Raw genomic sequence first — 15,774 nt, 5'->3', positions numbered from 1 at the left:
AATAGAAACTTAGGGTTAGGCAAACCTCGGAAAACAGGAACGCCCCGGAAGGACTTATTCTTTCCGGGGCACTTCTTGTTTATCTCCAGGCGATTGCCACTTTTGCTGTCGTGCCATCGGATAGCTTCACGATGTAGAAGCCGACGGGAAGACCGTACATGCTGTTGCTACCGGCGGGGAGGGAAGAATGGCGGATTAGCTTTCCAGTCAATGCTGTTATTGATACATTGAGCGGGGTGGTGGTATTGATGTAGAGTATGCCACCGGAGGAGTAGATACGACTCTTGTTGTCAGTGATTTGGGGGGTGGATACGGGTGAATCGGGGACGATACCCTCTATCGTGATTTGAATATCACTGTAAACGGCGATCGTATAGCTACCGTCCCGGTTGGGGGTGATCGTTTGTCCGTTCGCCTTTACCACGGGGGTAGACTGACTGTAGGCTGAGTCTAGCTTAAGGCAGAGGAGGAATCGATCACCCTCCTCATAGTAATGGGTACCGGGAGAGGGGGTGAGGGTCGCGTGTCCTGTCTTGGGGATTACGACCGTGTATGCTGGGGGCGGAGTGGCAAGGTTGAACGTGCCTGCGCTTTCGTGCCCTGCGTGGTCCGTCACCTTGTAGGTATGGAGGCCCTTGCTTCCGGAACTGTCATAGCGGTCGGAGGTGAGCTGCACGGAAGTACCGTCGATGAGGACGGAAGCTATGCCGCTGCCCTTGCCATCGGTGGCGGTGAGGGTATAGCCGAGGTTATTGGTGGAGACGGTTACGGTTGGGGCGTTGAGGTCGAGGCGGATATCCGTGGCCTTATGCTCGTACTCTCGCGTATAAGGGTCGTCACGTTTGAGCAGGTAGGTCACGTCGAAGGTTCCCTCTTGGCTGAAGGTGAAGGAGGCGACGAAGTCTTCGTCGGAAGCGATTAGCGAGCTAATCGCTTCCGTTTGTATACCGGTCTCTTTCACTTCTTTCAGCTTGATGGTGAAACCGGGGGGAGCGGAGAAGGTAACGGCCTCGGTATACCATTCCCCCTTCTTATCGCCACCAAGTTCTACATTGGCCTCTCCCGGTAGCTTGTCGATATAGGTACATGGGATATTCGGTTTGAGTTCCAGCTTGTAGTTGGACGCTAGGAACTTGCCGTTATCTATTGGCGTTAGATTTCCCGGAGTGATAAGGTTGGTTGGGGAGTCTATGGCCAGTTGCCCGGAGAAGGCTGCTGTTTCTCCGGTGGCTTCTCCGCTTGTGTCATATTTCGGGACCTCGCCTTTATAAAGTATTTGGTCGGCCCGCGGGGTGATGGTGAGCGTTCTCGGGTGGATGGTTATTGGGATGTCTACACTCTTCGTCTCCTCGCAGTTGACATGGCTGATGGCAATGCGTATCGTAGTCCCGGATGTTGTGGTAACCTTGTTGGGGGAACCGCATAGCTTGTTATCATTGTTTACCGTCAGGCCATAAGCTTTACCGTCGATTTCGAACTTATAGCCGGACTTATCGCTGTAGGTATCGGGAGCGAGGAGGCCGGACAGCTCATAAAGCTCATTCGGCTTCAGTGGCGTGGCGTACGTCCCTTCCAGCGTGGCCGGGGAGGCGGTGGTCTTGATCAGGTTCTCTGTCCAATGGGCGTAGAGGGTCATAGGCCCGGTGATCTTGGTTATTTGATTCCCGCCTTCTCTATCGTCGTACCAGCCTTCTACTAGGGTGTAATATGTATATGTGAGCTCACCTGGCCTTAATGTGTCAGTTTCTGATAGGTATTCTGTGCTATTAGTGCCGTCGTCGATGGGATAATTGGTTTGAAAGTTCACTTTGTACTTTATCTTATGACCATTAAGCTTAACCTTGATATTGGTATTGTCACTCTTGAGATCCTTATTGTTCTCTATCGTTCCGTTGCCGTCGATGGTTCCACTATCTTCATTGCTGATCGTTCCTTCATTGGTGAGGGTTACGCCATCGGCGATCGTCAATGTCTGTTTCCTTCTTATATGGAGTGTATAGCCGGACGGTATCTCGTAATTCCGGTCGATGGTATAGTGGGTAATGTCGACGTTGTTGCCATCTATCATGCTACCCTTGATGCTACCCTCAATGCTACTATAATTATATTCCTTTAGAAATATGATAGCGCTATTCTGACCGGAGGGGAGGACATAAGATGACGCGTTTATAGCTTTGCCTCCATCTTTATTCGTTATAGCGGAGATGATCCCCCCGCTTATCGTGACTGTTTCCCCTACCTTTCCTTCCCCCGCGCCCATACCGTTATATCCGGTGGCATTTACGATTCCCCCGCTGATCTCTATCGTTCCGGAAGTTATGGGTGGATTAGCAGGAGCGGCAGTCCCCGATACCCCGATACCCGGCCCGGAATCACCCCCTGTGGCGGTGATATTCCCGCCTTTGATCCGGATGGTTCCACCATTGGAATTAGCACTTGTTCCGATACCGGCTCCATATCCATTCCCATAGGCAATGATAGTGCCGTCCTCTATCGTGATGGTTCCTTTCGCATCTTTACTGTATCGTGAGCCTATTCCGGCGGCTTGCTCTCCTCCTTTGGCCGTTAGTTTTCCATCACCTTTTATTATAAGCTCGCTATCTTTGCCTGTAGGCGCGCAAATGGCGGGTAGGTCATGGCCACCTACCAAGCTGTTATCTCCGGTTAGGGTCAATTCTACTTTCTTGGCTTCATCGGCGTATAAGGCGCAATAATATTTGTCTTCTGGGAGATTCTCGATGTTTACATTCTCCAGCGTGATCTTTACCTGTATGCCACTGGCGACCACGATAACGGCTTTCGATTTATTCTGATCTGTTGTGCCGTATCCGGTTTCTTGTGATGGCAATTTTTGTTTTTGGACATCATACGTACCGTGAATACGATATACGCTATTGTCTTCAGTAATAGTAATTCCCCCTTCATTATTGGTACTAAGATCTATATCTATTACCCCTTGCCCCCATGCCGATACGAGCGAAAGGAATAGTAAGATGCTTGTTGTCAGATGCTTATTTCTCATGTTCGATAAAGATTTATATTTGTGAGTATTCTTGTCGTACAGGTCAATACTAAAAATGGTTTGTTTTTCCATGATGTTCGTATTTAGTTGCCGCTAAGATATGGAAGAGGGCGGGGTTCCTGCATGACAATCCGTCTGAATCTATTAGGACAGATCGTAATTTACCTATTTTATTTATAGGACAAATCGTAATTCACGTGCAAAAAAGTAAAAATGTCACTTTTTTATCAATGAAACGGCAGGCCTTGATAAAAAAGCGATATATTTGGGGCATGGACATCTTGACTGCTTATATGATCTCTATCATGGTATTGGCACCCGTCTATTCCGCCGTGTCTTGCGGGATGGTGGTGGGGCTTTCCTTGCAGGATTGCCTGTCTCGGGAGGAGCGTGACTTGAAGAGGATATTGCTGGTTTACCTATCCGTCTCGGCTACCGGGTGGCTGGTCACGTTTTGCTATCAGTTTTATCCCTCGCTGTTTGTCCGGCTCAACGTGGTTTGCCTCCTTTGTTTCGTCTTGCCGTCTATCTTCTTCTACCGGATCGTCCGTTTCCTCACGAGGCTGGGCGAGCCGGAGGAATTCCCGCTTCTCCATTATCTCGTGCCCGGACTGCTGGCGCTGGCGATGTTGGTCTGGTCGTGCTTCGTGCCTTTCGACGTGCGGCTGGAGATCGTGAGGGGGAAAGCGGAAGTGATTCCCGCGGGGTACGAGTGGTATACCCGCTTTTTTACCCTCAAGCCCCTGCTGAGGGTTGTTTTCGGCCTTTTGTATTATATCCTAACGCTGGCGCTGCTAGTGTCTTATTATAAGAGGGCGAGAGGGAAGGATACGCTGGTTCGCGGGCCGGCGTGCTGGGTGATCTTCCTGGTCGGTGTGTCCATCGCTTCGCTGCTCTCATCGGTCCTGCCTACGTTCATGCCACGGAGCCGGTTCTACCATTCCCTTTGGACGGCGGCCGTGTCTTGCGGTATCGCCCTCCAGCACGTTTTGCTATCGTACCATGTCATACGGCGGGAATACTGCCTCTACGTCTTGCGCCGGGAATCCCCGCCTTCTTCCTCCGAAGAAACGGGTGCGGGAGACGTGCGCCTTCGCCGTAGCCATTCCGGGAAATTAACCCAGAGACGTTTCGAGCGTTTTTTCCGGGAGCACAAGCCTTTCTTGAGGCCGGGCTATAAGATGACGGATCTGGTGGAGGACTTGGACGTGAACCGCACGGTGCTATCTGCCTTTATCAACCAGACGTATGGTATGAACTTCAATCGTTACCTGAATCGTTTCCGCCTGAGGGAGTTGGATAGGCTCCGCTCGCGTCCTGCCAACCAAGGCAAGAGCGTGAGTTCGCTGATCGGGCAGGTGGGTTTCAAGGATTTTCGTAGCTATTCCCGTGCCGTCGCCACCGAGCGGGAGGCGGCAGCCGGGAAGCGGGAGCCTAAGGAGGAAGGAGGTACGGCATGATGAGTCTTGGACTTATGGAGGCTTTCGCTTTCAGCCTTCCCATCGTCTGCGCCATGGTATGTATGGTCATGATGTCACTGGACGCCTGCCGGTACGGAAAGGGCGGGGAGGAAAGGCGGTTAAGGGCGCTCTTGGCGCTGACTTACTTGGTGACATCGCTGGGTTGGTTCGGATTGGTGCTTTATTCGGTCGCCCCGTGCGCTTTCTCGTATTATCATCCCGTTTTCTTATTGACGCTGATGTTGGATCAGGTGATGTTTTTCCGGGTGGTATCCATGATAACGGATACCGGCGAGCGGCGGAGGCTGAATCGATGGCACTTGGTGGTGCCTGTCTTCCTTATGGGGGTCTCGTTCGAGGGCGGTATACTGGTAAGTCTCGTGTTTTTTATCTACAATACGCTTTATCCGGTGCTAAACCTCCGAAACATATACCGTTACAGGCGTTTCATAGTAGACTACTCGTCGGAGGCGCAGCGTATCTCCCTGGATTGGCTGGCGGCTATGCAAGCACTGATCCTGCTTTGCGTACCGGTCCCGTTGGCGGGATTATTGCTCGATATGGAGGCTTTCTCCTCTTCCTATTTCGTGTGGCTGGGGGTGTTGCCAACGTTCGTGTTTTATATGATACTCTGTTATAACATGCTCGACAAGAACTATCTCCTCGTCCAGCCCGAGACGTTGAAAGCGGAGGATATACCTCCCAATGTCCCAACCCTAGACCGTAAGCGCCTAGAACGCTACCTACGTGAGAAGAAACCTTACTTGGACCCCAAGTTACGGATCACCGATCTCGCAGCCGGACTAAGTACTAACCGTAGCTACCTGTCGGCTTTTATCAACAAGGAGTATGGCATGAATTTCTGCCGCTTGATAAACTGTTGTCGCTTGGTGGCTCTTGACCGTTTGCGGGTATCTCCCGCGAATGCAGGCAAGACTAATATGGAACTGGTGCTTATGGCAGGCTTCAGTGGTTACCGAAATTATCTTCGGGTGAAAAAGGAGGAGGATAGGTTGGCGTTATTGAAAGTTTTCGAGCGGTAACGGTAGTTATTGGCCATAATTTCAAGAATTACTAGCTTAGCTGGTTTAGCCGGAAGTATGAACAGCGGAAGATGAGGATTTGCATGGCTGGATAAAATTAGTATCTTTGCCCGTAGGAAGGGGCAGTCTGTGAACTGCTCCGATTGGTAAAAACAACGAGTATGAGTACAAATAGAATTGAAGATGTCCCTTTTGAAGAGGTACACGAAGTGCAGAAATACGGAACCTATTATTCGGATAACCGTTTTTGGAAAAAGGTTGAACGGGTAGCCAAAAAGGTGGGGGCTACTGTGTTATTACCGGTGTTTACACTTTATTATATGTTGCAGGACGATAAAGTTTCTCTCCAGCATAAAGCCTATATTGTCGGTGCCCTCGGTTATTTTATCCTGCCGATTGATTTGATACCGGATGGCATCCTGCCTGTTATCGGTTTTACGGATGATATTGCCGTGATGACGTTGGTCCTGAAGTTGGTGAAAGACAGCATCACTCCTGAAATCAAGGCTCGTGCCAATGCCCGGGTATCGGAGATTATTGGGACGGATAATTTGTAACGGGATACTTTTTAGCAATTACTAGTTGATTGGTTTGTTTTGACGGTGACCGTCAACGAGAGGTGACGATCTCCGTCAATGGGGGTTGACGACTTACGTCACTTCTCGTTGACGACTGTCGTCAAAGTAGCTTGGTTATCGAAATATCATTTATTTTCATTTCTTCTTTATATTCCGGCAAACAGATAAATGCTGTTCCCGGAAACTCCTTTTCAAGATACTGGGTGAGATACTCCATCGTATTATCGGCAATTAATTTGTCCGTTTCCGGATATAGATTGTAGACCAGTGCTTTTACTTCTACTCCATATTGTTTGCAGGCAAAAAGGCTGAGCAGGGTATGGTTGATACTTCCCAGTTTTCCGGAGGTGACGAGCAGGACCGGATAATTTTGTTCCTTTACGTAATCGATGGTGAGCGAGTTGAAATCGTTCGGAACCATCAGTCCGCCGGCACCTTCGAGAAGGATATATTCATATTTCTCCTGCAATTGGCGTGTCGCTTCAGTGATGGTCGACAGGTCGATGGTGCGTCCGTCGCGTTCGGCAGCCATGTGCGGCGAACAGGGATACGTGAAGATGTAAGGACAGGTGAGGCCGGCCTTATCCTCTTCGGTAAAGGGGATATTCTGTAACTGCCGGTGCATTTCAATATCTTCCGATACTTCCGTACAACCTGTTTGTATCATCTTCTGGGTGATGACCGTTTTGCCCTTTTCGGCCAGGGCACGGGCGAGGATACCGGTGGCATAGGTTTTGCCGATATTGGTGTCGATGCCTGAAATAAATAAGACTTTTCCTTTCATTTTTTATGCTTGTTTTTTTACAGCCAGCACATAGAGCGGGCGGTAAGTGAGTGTTACCTGATTATTATTTGTATGGAACAGTTCCTGATAATCCCGGCAGAAATCTGTTTGTTTGCCGCGTGTCCAGGTGCCGTCGCCGGTAGCTGTTACTCCTGTATGCTTTAAATGGCGGAGTACATCGAGCGGTGTGTCGAAAGTGAGGATTATTTCTTCTTCTCTCAGGTGAATCAGATGAAAATCTTCCTCCAGCCATTCCGTCAGCTGTTCGCTTGAAGGATATGTTAAACCTTTGCCGGTCAATTGCTTAATCTCCGTTAGATTGCCGGGAGCAAAGGTGTTAAACAGTAAAGTCCCGTTGGGTGAAAGCATTCCGGCCAGTTTATGAAGGAATTGTACAGGCTCCTTCATCCATTGAAAGGCGGAAGCGGATGCGATCAGGTCGAAGCGGCCGGGAAAGTCGATCTCTTCCGCATTTCCGGCGATAAAGAGTGGTGACTGTCCGGGGAACAGGGAGGCTACTTTCTCCCGGCAACCGTCACAGATATCGTTCAGATACCATTCGTCGATAACGCAGCTTTCTTTCAAAAGACGGGTGAAACCGCCCGTTCCGCAACCAATTTCAAGGGCACGCTGGAAATGGATGTCGGTGTAACGCGATAATATACCGGTGAGTTTCCGGCAGATTTGTTGCTGTGCATCGGCATGCAGGTCGTAACTATCCAGCGCGCGGCTGAAGCGGGTTATAATTCGTTCCACTGTTTCCATAAATAAAAAGGATAATGAGGTGCTGTGATTTCTGTTACCGGGCAACGTCCGTTCCAGTAGTTGCGTTGATTGGCAGCCGGAAAGATATGATCGTCCGAGCTTATAATGGCACGTGTCCATTGTATAGATGTCGTGTCGTCTGCATTTGTCATTGATTGCCCGTTACAAAGATTGTAAATATGTTGTAGCTCGTCTTTAACCTCTTCCAGCGGGCGGGCAGGAAATTTCTTGTATTGTGCGAGTATATCCCGGCTGCCGCACATCCGTCGGTTAAAACGTTTCATACCTTCGGCTGTCAGGTTGTCGAGTGTTCCCCGGAAGATATTTACCGGGATACCGAAGTTGTCGTCTATCGGCCGGGGTGTGCCGTTGATGGCGGTAGCTGTGGTTAGTGCGTATTTCCCGGCTAAAGCCAGTTCTGCCATACGCACTCCCATGGACCAGGCAATCAGATGGATTTCCTTATAGCTGCTTAGGTCTTCATGGAATGTCATGTCCCTGTAATCATAACAGAGCATGATATCCGTTCCGTTCTCTGCTTTCAGTCCGGTGAATGATTCGGGCGAGGCAGACCAGCCTGCAAAGAAGAGGAGCAGACGGGGATGGGAGCTATTGAGTTGTTTTTCTATTTTCATATTTCTTTTATCAGTTGGGTGAGTTGCGTAGTGGTTATATCCGCTGTCAATGAGAAACGTATCCGTGCCGTTCCTTTCGGAACCGTGGGCGGACGGACGGGGAGACAATAGAAGCCTTTGCGTTGCAACTCTTCGGCTTTGCTGATGCAATCGTTATTTTCTCCGATTATATAAGGGATGATATGACTTTCGCTGATTTCTCCTCCTTTGCCTTCGAGGGCATTGGAAAGCAGATGACTCGTCAGGGTGAGTTCTTCGCGCAGGGAGGAAAATTCCGGAAGCCGTTCGAAGATGAAACGTGTCCAGGCTATCTGTGTAGGAGGCAGGGCAGTACTGAATATCAGTGGACGCATGCAGTTGACCAGATATTCCCGGATGGTCTGGCTACAGACCACATAGGCGCCCATAGAAGCGAGTGCTTTACCGAAAGTACCGACCAGCAGGTCTATCTCACGGATACAATCCTGTTCTTCGGCTATTCCGAGTCCGTTTTTACCGCGTACACCGATTGCATGGGCTTCGTCGATATAGAGGCAAACATTCGGATAGCTTTTCTTCAATTCCACCAGGCGACGGAGGTCGGCAACGTCGCCATCCATGCTAAAGATACTTTCTGTTACGATAAATAACTGTTCGTATTGACCGGCATTCTTCTTTAATAATGTTTCCAACTGATTGTAATCGTTATGGCGGTATCGTTGGAAAGGGGCGCCGCTGAGCAGTATCCCATCGATGATGCTGGCATGTACCAGTTTGTCGGCAAGGATGAGGGTTTGCTTATCGGCCAAAGCCGGCAGTATTCCGGTATTGGCATGATAACCGCTGTTGAAAAGCAAGGCGGCTTCCCGGTTGAAGCGTTCGGCCATCAACTGTTCCAATTCCGTATATACCGTAAAATTCCCGGTCAGCAGGCGGGAAGAAGAGGAGGAGAGAGGATAACCTTTTTCCTTCCATTCTTCAAAGAAAGCCTCCCTCAGATCAGAGCGGGACGCCAATCCCAGGTAATCGTTGGAAGAGAGGTTAAGCATGACCTGCCCGTCTCTTTCTATCCGGTTGCCAGTATGGACGATGTCCGGCAAGCTACGCAGGTTCCCCGCTTCATTTAATTGTTTTAATATCAGAGTGTAATCTTTCATTGTTTATTGAAAATGAATGTTTCAGTTTTTATCAAAAGTGAACTATCCTGTCCCCGTGCTTGACACGGGGCCGCAAGAGAACTGGAGGTATCAAAAGATATTATAGGAAACGGTCTGTGCCTTTGCGATCCCGTGTCAAGCACGGGAACGGGATAGCTCACCTTTTTCTAAAATTACTTCATCACTTATTCTTTAATGCACCTCAATACCTCCGAAGTCAGAACCGTCAGCTCTTCCGGTCGGATAATAAACGGCGGCATCAGATAAACCAACCTGCCGAATGGGCGGACCCAAATGCCAGCCTCCACAAAGCGACGTTGAAGGATTGCCATATTGACCGGTTCTTTCATTTCAATCACTCCGATGGCTCCGAGTACCCGTACTTCCTTTACATTTTCAAAAGATTCTGCCGGCGCCAGTTCATGACGAAGTTGTGCTTCGATGGCGCTGACTTTCTCTTTCCATCCGCTTTCCAGAAGCAGGGAGACAGAAGCGGAGGCGATGGCACAGGCCAGCGGGTTTCCCATAAAGGTCGGGCCATGCATAAAGCAACCGGCCTCACCGGAACAAATGGTGGTAGCCACCCGTGTCGTGGTCAGCGTAGCCGAGAGTGTCAGATATCCTCCGGTCAAGGCTTTGCCGATACACATGATGTCTGGTACGACACCTGCATGTTCCCAGGCAAAGAGTTTTCCGGTACGGCCGAATCCGGTCGCTATTTCATCAAAGATCAGTAATACATTGTATTGTTCGCATAACTCTTTGGCACGAACCAGAAAAGTCGGTGAGTAGAAATACATTCCTCCGGCTCCCTGTACGATAGGTTCCAGTATCAGGGCGGCGATATCATCGGCATGTTGTTCCAGTAAATCTTTTAATGGAGCCATGGCTTCTTCATCCCATTCTTCATTGAACTTTACAGAAGGTTGAGGAATAAAGTATTGAACGGGAAGGCTTCCGGCAAATATCCCGTGCATGCCTGTGACGGGGTCGCAGACAGACATCGCATGCCAGGTGTCTCCATGGTATCCGCTGCGGATTGTGGCAAATGCGTGCTTCCCGGTCTTCCCTTCGGATTGGCAGTATTGGATAGCCATCTTCATCGCTACCTCGACGGCTACCGAACCACTGTCGGCAAAGAATATCTTTTCCATCTCCGGAGGAAGGATTGCCAGTAATTTCTGTGCCAACTCGATAGCCGGTTCATGCGTAATGCCGCCAAACATGATATGACTCATCTTATCCATTTGCTTTTTAGCGGCAGCGTTCAGGACCGGATGATTGTATCCGTGAACGGCCGCCCACCAGGACGACATTCCGTCTACCAGGCGTCTGCCGTTTGCCAGAATGATATTCACTCCTTCTGCGCCGGCTACCGGATAGACTGGAAGCGGGTCGATTGTCGAGGTATAGGGATGCCATACATGCTCCCTGTCGAATTGCAGTAATTCTTCTGTTGTCATAAATCTGTATGTGTTATCCGACCCAGTCGGTTTCTTCTGTTAATGAATAGCCGGCTTCGGCAAAGAGTATTTTGTCTTCCTCTACCTGGCTACCGATGGTTGTCAGCAGGTCGCCGATGATTGCTGCGTTTATACCTATATATAAGGCTTTCCGTTGTGTCTCCTTACTCAACAGTGAACGTCCTCCCGAGAAACGGAGGTAAGCCTCTGGGTTGATAAAACGGAATAGAGCAATAGTCGTAAGAAACTCTTCTTCCGATAATTGGGGAGTGCCGGCAAGCGGAGTTCCCGGTATCGGTTGTAGCAGGTTTAAGGGGATGGAATGTACTTGTTCTTTTTGGAGTAACAGGGCCATCTCTATCCGTTGTTCCATGGTTTCCCCCATGCCGATGATACCGCCGGAACAGATGCGGAAACCTTCTTCGCGTGCCATATGGATTGTTTCGAGTTTCTGCTCGATTGTATGAGTGGTACATAGGGTTCGGAAGTGGGAGGGAGCGGTTTCGATATTGCAATGGTAGTTTTCGACACCGCTTTCACGCAGTTCTTTTAACTGTTCTTTATTCAACAGACCCAGGGAAGCACAGCATTTGATGTCGCTCGCCTGTTTGATATAGCGGACGGTTTCTGTTAATTTCCTGATTTCTCCGTCCGATAGACGTTTGCCGCTGGTAACCAATCCGAAGCGTTCGATTCCCTGTTGGCGATTGTGTAGTGCCTGATGAACACATTCTTCGGCCGGTAGTAAAGGATACAAGGCGACGACTGTGTTATAATGTCCGGACTGTGCACACCATTTACAGTTCTCGCTGCAATTCCCACTTTTGGCATTGATGATGGAGCAGGTATCGAATTTATTTCCCATGAAGTGACGCGTGATCTGATGGGCGGCCTTATATAAAGCCTCTTTATCAGGAGATTGGGATAAGGCGACGGCCTGTTCCTCATTGATGGTTCCCCCTTCAATAACAATCTGTTTAAGTGTTTCAATCATATTGGTTGTCTTTTATGAAATAGAAAAGCGGGAAGTCTCAGCATAACTGAAACTTCCCGCTTTAGGATATATACATATAATAATGTAGGCAAACGAACCCGCTGCCGATGTCTGTTTTACCGTCTGTAAAGAGAATAGAAGAAGTAACATCTGTGAAAGCCACGATATAGCTTCCGCACACGATTGTTCCTGCAAAAGTTCAGTCTCTTTCTTTGCTTCTTCCGGACCGATTTGTCCGGTCAATAATACAGACGAATGGTTGGAACCGTTTTTAACCTGGAATCTTTCTGCCACATTAGAAGAAAGTTGCCCGATCGTAACAGCCCTGCCCAGACTGAAGAATGCAGCATACCCCTTCCGGCTCCATCTTTTGAACCGGAAAGTCTTTTGTTTGAGATATGTCTGCTGCAACTTCATCTGTTAGCTTTTATTATTTAGCTACTTTTTCCAGACGCTTCATGATAGAGAAAATGAACAGTGCCGACAGCAGACAGCATACGATCAATACGCTCCATACCATCCACAACTGCATTCCGCCCCACAGATAACCGATGATAGCCACCAGATAGTTACCGATAGCCGTAGCTACGAACCATCCTCCCATCATCATACCTTTATATTTAGGAGGTGCTACTTTCGATACGAATGAGATACCCATCGGTGAAAGCAATAACTCAGCGAAAGTCAATACCAGATAAGTCGATATCAGCCAGTTCGGCGAAACCAGAACATCGGCAGAGATACCGTTTGCTTCAACAGCTGCCGGAGTAGGCAATCCTAAAGAGCCCAACGCCATGATAAGGAAACCGCAGGCTGCAATCACCATACCGATACCGATCTTACGCGGTGCAGACGGCTCTTTCTTTTTCTTTGCCAGATATCCGAATACAGCCAGCGATACCGGAGTCAACACGATTACAAAGAACGGGTTGAACTGCTGGAAGATCTGCGGCAAGATACTGACCGTTGAATCCATAGAACTGTAACTCCATCCCAGTAAGCCAAGCATGATGACAAGGACAAGCCCTGAGATTCCTTTTGCTTTGCCTGTTTTTGACTGGAACAAAGAGAATCCTGCATAAACAATAACCAGCAGGAAAGTAAGGTTTACGATATTGAATCCTAAACGATCCAATCCCGTCACGGCCTGTGCGGTATAGTCACGTGCAAAGAATGTCAGTGTCAAACCATTCTGGTGGAAGGCCATCCAGAAGAAAATAACTACGGCAAATACCAGCAACAATGCCTGGATACGTGCTTTTGTCTGTTCCGGTGTCAGTTCTTCTTCCTGTACATTAGCCGGTTTAGCTTGTTTTGAGTTGTAATCGGCATGCTTGAATGTCGGACGGAACACTACATAGATCAACATGGATACGATCAGAGAGATACAGGCAATAGCAAAACCATAGTTGTAAGCCTCTGATAATTTGTCAATATAAGTAGTACAGAATGTCGCTGTATCACCAACGAAGTTCTGGGCAGCCTGTAAGCCGCTCAGGGTTGTTGCTCCTTCTTCAGTAATCGTTCCGTTCAGGAATTGATGGGCCAGTGATGGAAGTTGCGGTACATAAGTGAATCCGGCTTTTCCCAACATTTTGTTAGTGATCATGGTAGCCGCAGTCGGAGCATACATGGCACCGATGTTGATAGCCATATAGAAGATACTGAAAGCAGTATCACGTTTAGCTTTATACTCAGGAGCATCATACAGATTCCCTACCATTACCTGCAAATTCCCTTTGAACAAACCCGTACCACAGGCGATCAGGGCTAAAGCACCGAACATCAATATTTTTCCGGTAGAGGAAGGGGTGGGAATAGATAACAGTACATATCCGATAAACATGACAACAATACCTGTTGTTACCATTTTACCGTAACCGAATTTATCGGCAAGGATACCTCCGATGAGTGGCATAAAGTACACTGCTGCTAAGAAAGAACCGAAGATGGTCGATGTCTCGGCGGCTGTGAAGCCGAACTTAGCTTGTAAGAATAAAGTAAAAATTGCGAGCATCGTATAATACCCGAAACGCTCGCCGGTATTCGCTAAGGCTAACGCGTATAAACCTTTAGGTTGTCCTTCAAACATAGAAATTTAAATTAGATTATTATTGAATTATTTGTTTTATGGCGCCGGTCTCCGGATAGAAATAGACTTTCACCGGAACTTTTTTATCTTCGAACATAACAGGAGCAAGCCCTTCGCGTGAACCGAATTGCGTAATTTGTGCATCTCCTTTATATAGTGTTTTCTTGTTCATGCTGATTTCAATACTAGCTTTGCCGGGTACATTATAAACAATGCCTTTCAATGATTTTTCCTTCTTTTCGGCTTCTTTCGGGTCGAGCACCGGAGCACGTTCGGTCGCTTTTAAATTCATATAGACCGGGACACCTCCGAGGTCGTCTGCATCGACGATACCCATCAGATTGGAGAAGCGGAATAAGACTTCTTTTTCCAGATTATCGTAAGGGGTAATGCTCACTTCGTAATGAGAAGTTTCTTTGGTAAGGATACCGGTAAACAGGTTGGTCAGCGCCTTTTCCTGTTCTTCTAACTGTTGGATAACCAGCTTCATCGCTTCACCGTCGGGTGGAAGATTATCAGCATCTCCGGTCAGGATATTCAAACGGCTTTCACGGATACGGTAGATTTGTTTGGCGGCAACTTCTGCCTGCCTGGCTGTAGAGCCTGCCATCAGCAACTCTTCCGAAAAGACGGAGGCATCCGTCACTTTAGCCGGTCCCTGGCCATTTTTCTTTATTGTCTCAAGTTCTGATTCTTCCGGTGTATATTCTGCATTGATGGAACACAGGAGGCCGTCTTCCGTCAGATAAGCGTAAGGGGCAACTGTACCACTTTTAAATTCAACGATATAAGTGTTGTCCGGGTCGGGTATTCCTTTGTTTACCAACGATAGTTTTCCTAACTCATAGTATACCTTATCTTCCGTTATCGCATCTTTCACTCCTAAGTATTTTTCTGCATACTTGTAGTAAGGACCGGCTTTGCAGGTAACCTTTGTAACTTCTGCATCAACGATCAGTTGTGTTTTTGGCAATGAGTAGGTAATACCGAAATTATTAGCTTTAACAGCGTTTTTCTTTACCACTTTGGTTTGTGCCATGAGCGGTATGCTAAACAAAAGACATGCTATTGTGATCAGATTTTTCATATCTAAACAAATTATTTATCTCAATTATGATTGTACAAAACTATGAAATATTTTGTTAGAAACCAACCTTAGAACCTTCTTTTAGACTTTTGTAATGCAGATGAGCAGTATGATTATGGCACTTTAGTTGGGGAGGGATAAAAAAATCATAGTTAATGTTTTGGTTAAGGGAGAACAACTCATGAGTGGAAAAGGAGATCGAGATATAGAGGGGTCGGTTAAATCGCCCTCATGAGTTGTATATAAACATAAATTTAGCGCGTTTAATGCTTATTCTATTTCTATAATGAAAGAGCCGGTAAGATATCCGTATCTATGCACTAATTCCAATGTATATTCACCATTCTCAAGATTTAATGGAATAGTATATACTTGTGGACCAGAGGCTGATACGCATTCTTCATAGACTACCATACCTGTATTATCTTTTACCTGAATAGTCAGGTTGCTAAGCGGACTGGTAAATTCGATTGTCAGATCTTGTCCTTCTATTGAAGCTGTAGGAGGTGCCGGAAAGATAGATTTAATATCCTGAGGACCCCATTTACCTTTAGTCGGGATATTATCTGCATACATGTTTTGAGCACAGAATGCTCCACATATTACTAAAAATAAAGCTGTGATGAACTGTCTCATAATCTTAATTAATTTAATTGTCGGTTGATAAAATTGAAAATGCCTTACAAATGTATAACCCATATTGGAATATAGATTA

14 protein-coding genes are annotated in these 15,774 nt (G+C 47.6%); 3 read left to right on the top strand and 11 right to left on the bottom strand.

All coding sequences use genetic code 11. From position 1 onward, the window contains the following. Positions 1-79: 79 nt before the first annotated feature. Complete coding sequence (locus K6V26_RS15305) at positions 80-3,094, bottom strand: hypothetical protein (RefSeq protein WP_262905175.1); 3,015 nt, start codon at positions 3,092-3,094, stop codon at positions 80-82. A 125-nt stretch (positions 3,095-3,219) separates the two neighbouring features. Between K6V26_RS15305 and K6V26_RS15300 the strand changes: the two genes are divergently transcribed. From K6V26_RS15300 to K6V26_RS15290, 3 genes are all read left to right on the top strand, one after another. After that, positions 3,220-4,482, top strand: a complete 1,263-nt coding sequence (locus K6V26_RS15300; protein ID WP_224265774.1) for a helix-turn-helix domain-containing protein — start codon at positions 3,220-3,222, stop codon at positions 4,480-4,482. Between the two features lie 131 nt (positions 4,483-4,613). Next, positions 4,614-5,525: a helix-turn-helix domain-containing protein gene (locus K6V26_RS15295; RefSeq protein ID WP_224265773.1), complete on the top strand. Its 912-nt coding sequence runs from the start codon at positions 4,614-4,616 to the stop codon at positions 5,523-5,525. A gap of 161 nt (positions 5,526-5,686) precedes the next feature. Then, positions 5,687-6,082, top strand: coding sequence for a YkvA family protein (locus K6V26_RS15290; protein ID WP_007659063.1), 396 nt, complete (start codon positions 5,687-5,689; stop codon positions 6,080-6,082). Positions 6,083-6,203: 121 nt separating this feature from the next. On the opposite strand, the gene bioD is transcribed toward K6V26_RS15290, so the two are convergent. The 10 genes from bioD to K6V26_RS15240 all read right to left on the bottom strand — a co-directional run bounded on the left by bioD (position 6,204) and on the right by K6V26_RS15240 (position 15,695). Then, positions 6,204-6,887, bottom strand: a complete 684-nt coding sequence (bioD, locus tag K6V26_RS15285; RefSeq protein ID WP_224265772.1) for a dethiobiotin synthase — start codon at positions 6,885-6,887, stop codon at positions 6,204-6,206. A gap of 3 nt (positions 6,888-6,890) precedes the next feature. Beyond that, on the bottom strand, positions 6,891-7,652 hold the full coding sequence (gene bioC, locus K6V26_RS15280; protein ID WP_224265771.1) for a malonyl-ACP O-methyltransferase BioC: 762 nt from the start codon (positions 7,650-7,652) through the stop codon (positions 6,891-6,893). Then, complete coding sequence (locus K6V26_RS15275) at positions 7,628-8,287, bottom strand: DUF452 family protein (protein ID WP_224265770.1); 660 nt, start codon at positions 8,285-8,287, stop codon at positions 7,628-7,630. Before K6V26_RS15275 ends, bioC begins: the two co-directional genes overlap by 25 nt. Continuing rightward, positions 8,284-9,423, bottom strand: coding sequence for an 8-amino-7-oxononanoate synthase (locus K6V26_RS15270; RefSeq protein ID WP_224265769.1), 1,140 nt, complete (start codon positions 9,421-9,423; stop codon positions 8,284-8,286). The genes K6V26_RS15275 and K6V26_RS15270 overlap by 4 nt, the downstream gene beginning before the upstream one ends. A gap of 185 nt (positions 9,424-9,608) precedes the next feature. Continuing rightward, the gene (gene bioA / locus K6V26_RS15265; RefSeq protein WP_224265768.1) at positions 9,609-10,886 is read right to left on the bottom strand and encodes an adenosylmethionine--8-amino-7-oxononanoate transaminase; all 1,278 of its coding nucleotides are present in this window, start codon (positions 10,884-10,886) and stop codon (positions 9,609-9,611) included. A gap of 13 nt (positions 10,887-10,899) precedes the next feature. Next, entirely contained in the window at positions 10,900-11,880 is a 981-nt protein-coding gene (gene bioB, locus K6V26_RS15260; RefSeq protein WP_224265767.1) for a biotin synthase BioB, read from the bottom strand. Positions 11,881-11,892: 12 nt separating this feature from the next. Beyond that, positions 11,893-12,297: a hypothetical protein gene (locus tag K6V26_RS15255; protein ID WP_195585284.1), complete on the bottom strand. Its 405-nt coding sequence runs from the start codon at positions 12,295-12,297 to the stop codon at positions 11,893-11,895. 13 nt (positions 12,298-12,310) lie between these two features. After that, positions 12,311-13,972 (bottom strand): peptide MFS transporter, encoded by a 1,662-nt coding sequence (locus K6V26_RS15250; RefSeq protein WP_010802405.1) that lies wholly within the window; start codon positions 13,970-13,972, stop codon positions 12,311-12,313. Positions 13,973-13,991: 19 nt separating this feature from the next. Continuing rightward, positions 13,992-15,059: a DUF4831 family protein gene (locus tag K6V26_RS15245; RefSeq protein WP_224265766.1), complete on the bottom strand. Its 1,068-nt coding sequence runs from the start codon at positions 15,057-15,059 to the stop codon at positions 13,992-13,994. 270 nt (positions 15,060-15,329) lie between these two features. After that, entirely contained in the window at positions 15,330-15,695 is a 366-nt protein-coding gene (locus K6V26_RS15240) for a DUF3244 domain-containing protein (RefSeq protein ID WP_007659050.1), read from the bottom strand. Between the last annotated feature and the right edge of the window lie 79 nt (positions 15,696-15,774).

This window comes from Parabacteroides goldsteinii, from assembly GCF_020091425.1.
In the GTDB taxonomy this organism is placed as follows: domain Bacteria; phylum Bacteroidota; class Bacteroidia; order Bacteroidales; family Tannerellaceae; genus Parabacteroides; species Parabacteroides goldsteinii.
The sequence above is the reverse complement of the archived record's forward strand: the minus strand, read 5'-3'. Positions and strand labels throughout refer to the sequence as shown.

Bases quoted from the DNA above. Each gene is read 5' to 3' on its own strand.
- K6V26_RS15305 (WP_262905175.1), bottom strand. From the start codon at position 3,094: ATGGAAAAACAAACCATTTTTAGTATTGACCTGTACGACAAGAATACT.
- K6V26_RS15250 (WP_010802405.1), bottom strand. From the start codon at position 13,972: ATGTTTGAAGGACAACCTAAAGGTTTATACGCGTTAGCCTTAGCGAAT.
- K6V26_RS15245 (WP_224265766.1), bottom strand. From the start codon at position 15,059: ATGAAAAATCTGATCACAATAGCATGTCTTTTGTTTAGCATACCGCTC.
- K6V26_RS15240 (WP_007659050.1), bottom strand. From the start codon at position 15,695: ATGAGACAGTTCATCACAGCTTTATTTTTAGTAATATGTGGAGCATTC.
- K6V26_RS15290 (WP_007659063.1), top strand. From the start codon at position 5,687: ATGAGTACAAATAGAATTGAAGATGTCCCTTTTGAAGAGGTACACGAA.
- bioA (WP_224265768.1), bottom strand. From the start codon at position 10,886: ATGACAACAGAAGAATTACTGCAATTCGACAGGGAGCATGTATGGCAT.
- bioC (WP_224265771.1), bottom strand. From the start codon at position 7,652: ATGGAAACAGTGGAACGAATTATAACCCGCTTCAGCCGCGCGCTGGAT.
- bioD (WP_224265772.1), bottom strand. From the start codon at position 6,887: ATGAAAGGAAAAGTCTTATTTATTTCAGGCATCGACACCAATATCGGC.
- K6V26_RS15275 (WP_224265770.1), bottom strand. From the start codon at position 8,287: ATGAAAATAGAAAAACAACTCAATAGCTCCCATCCCCGTCTGCTCCTC.
- K6V26_RS15270 (WP_224265769.1), bottom strand. From the start codon at position 9,423: ATGAAAGATTACACTCTGATATTAAAACAATTAAATGAAGCGGGGAAC.
- bioB (WP_224265767.1), bottom strand. From the start codon at position 11,880: ATGATTGAAACACTTAAACAGATTGTTATTGAAGGGGGAACCATCAAT.
- K6V26_RS15255 (WP_195585284.1), bottom strand. From the start codon at position 12,297: ATGAAGTTGCAGCAGACATATCTCAAACAAAAGACTTTCCGGTTCAAA.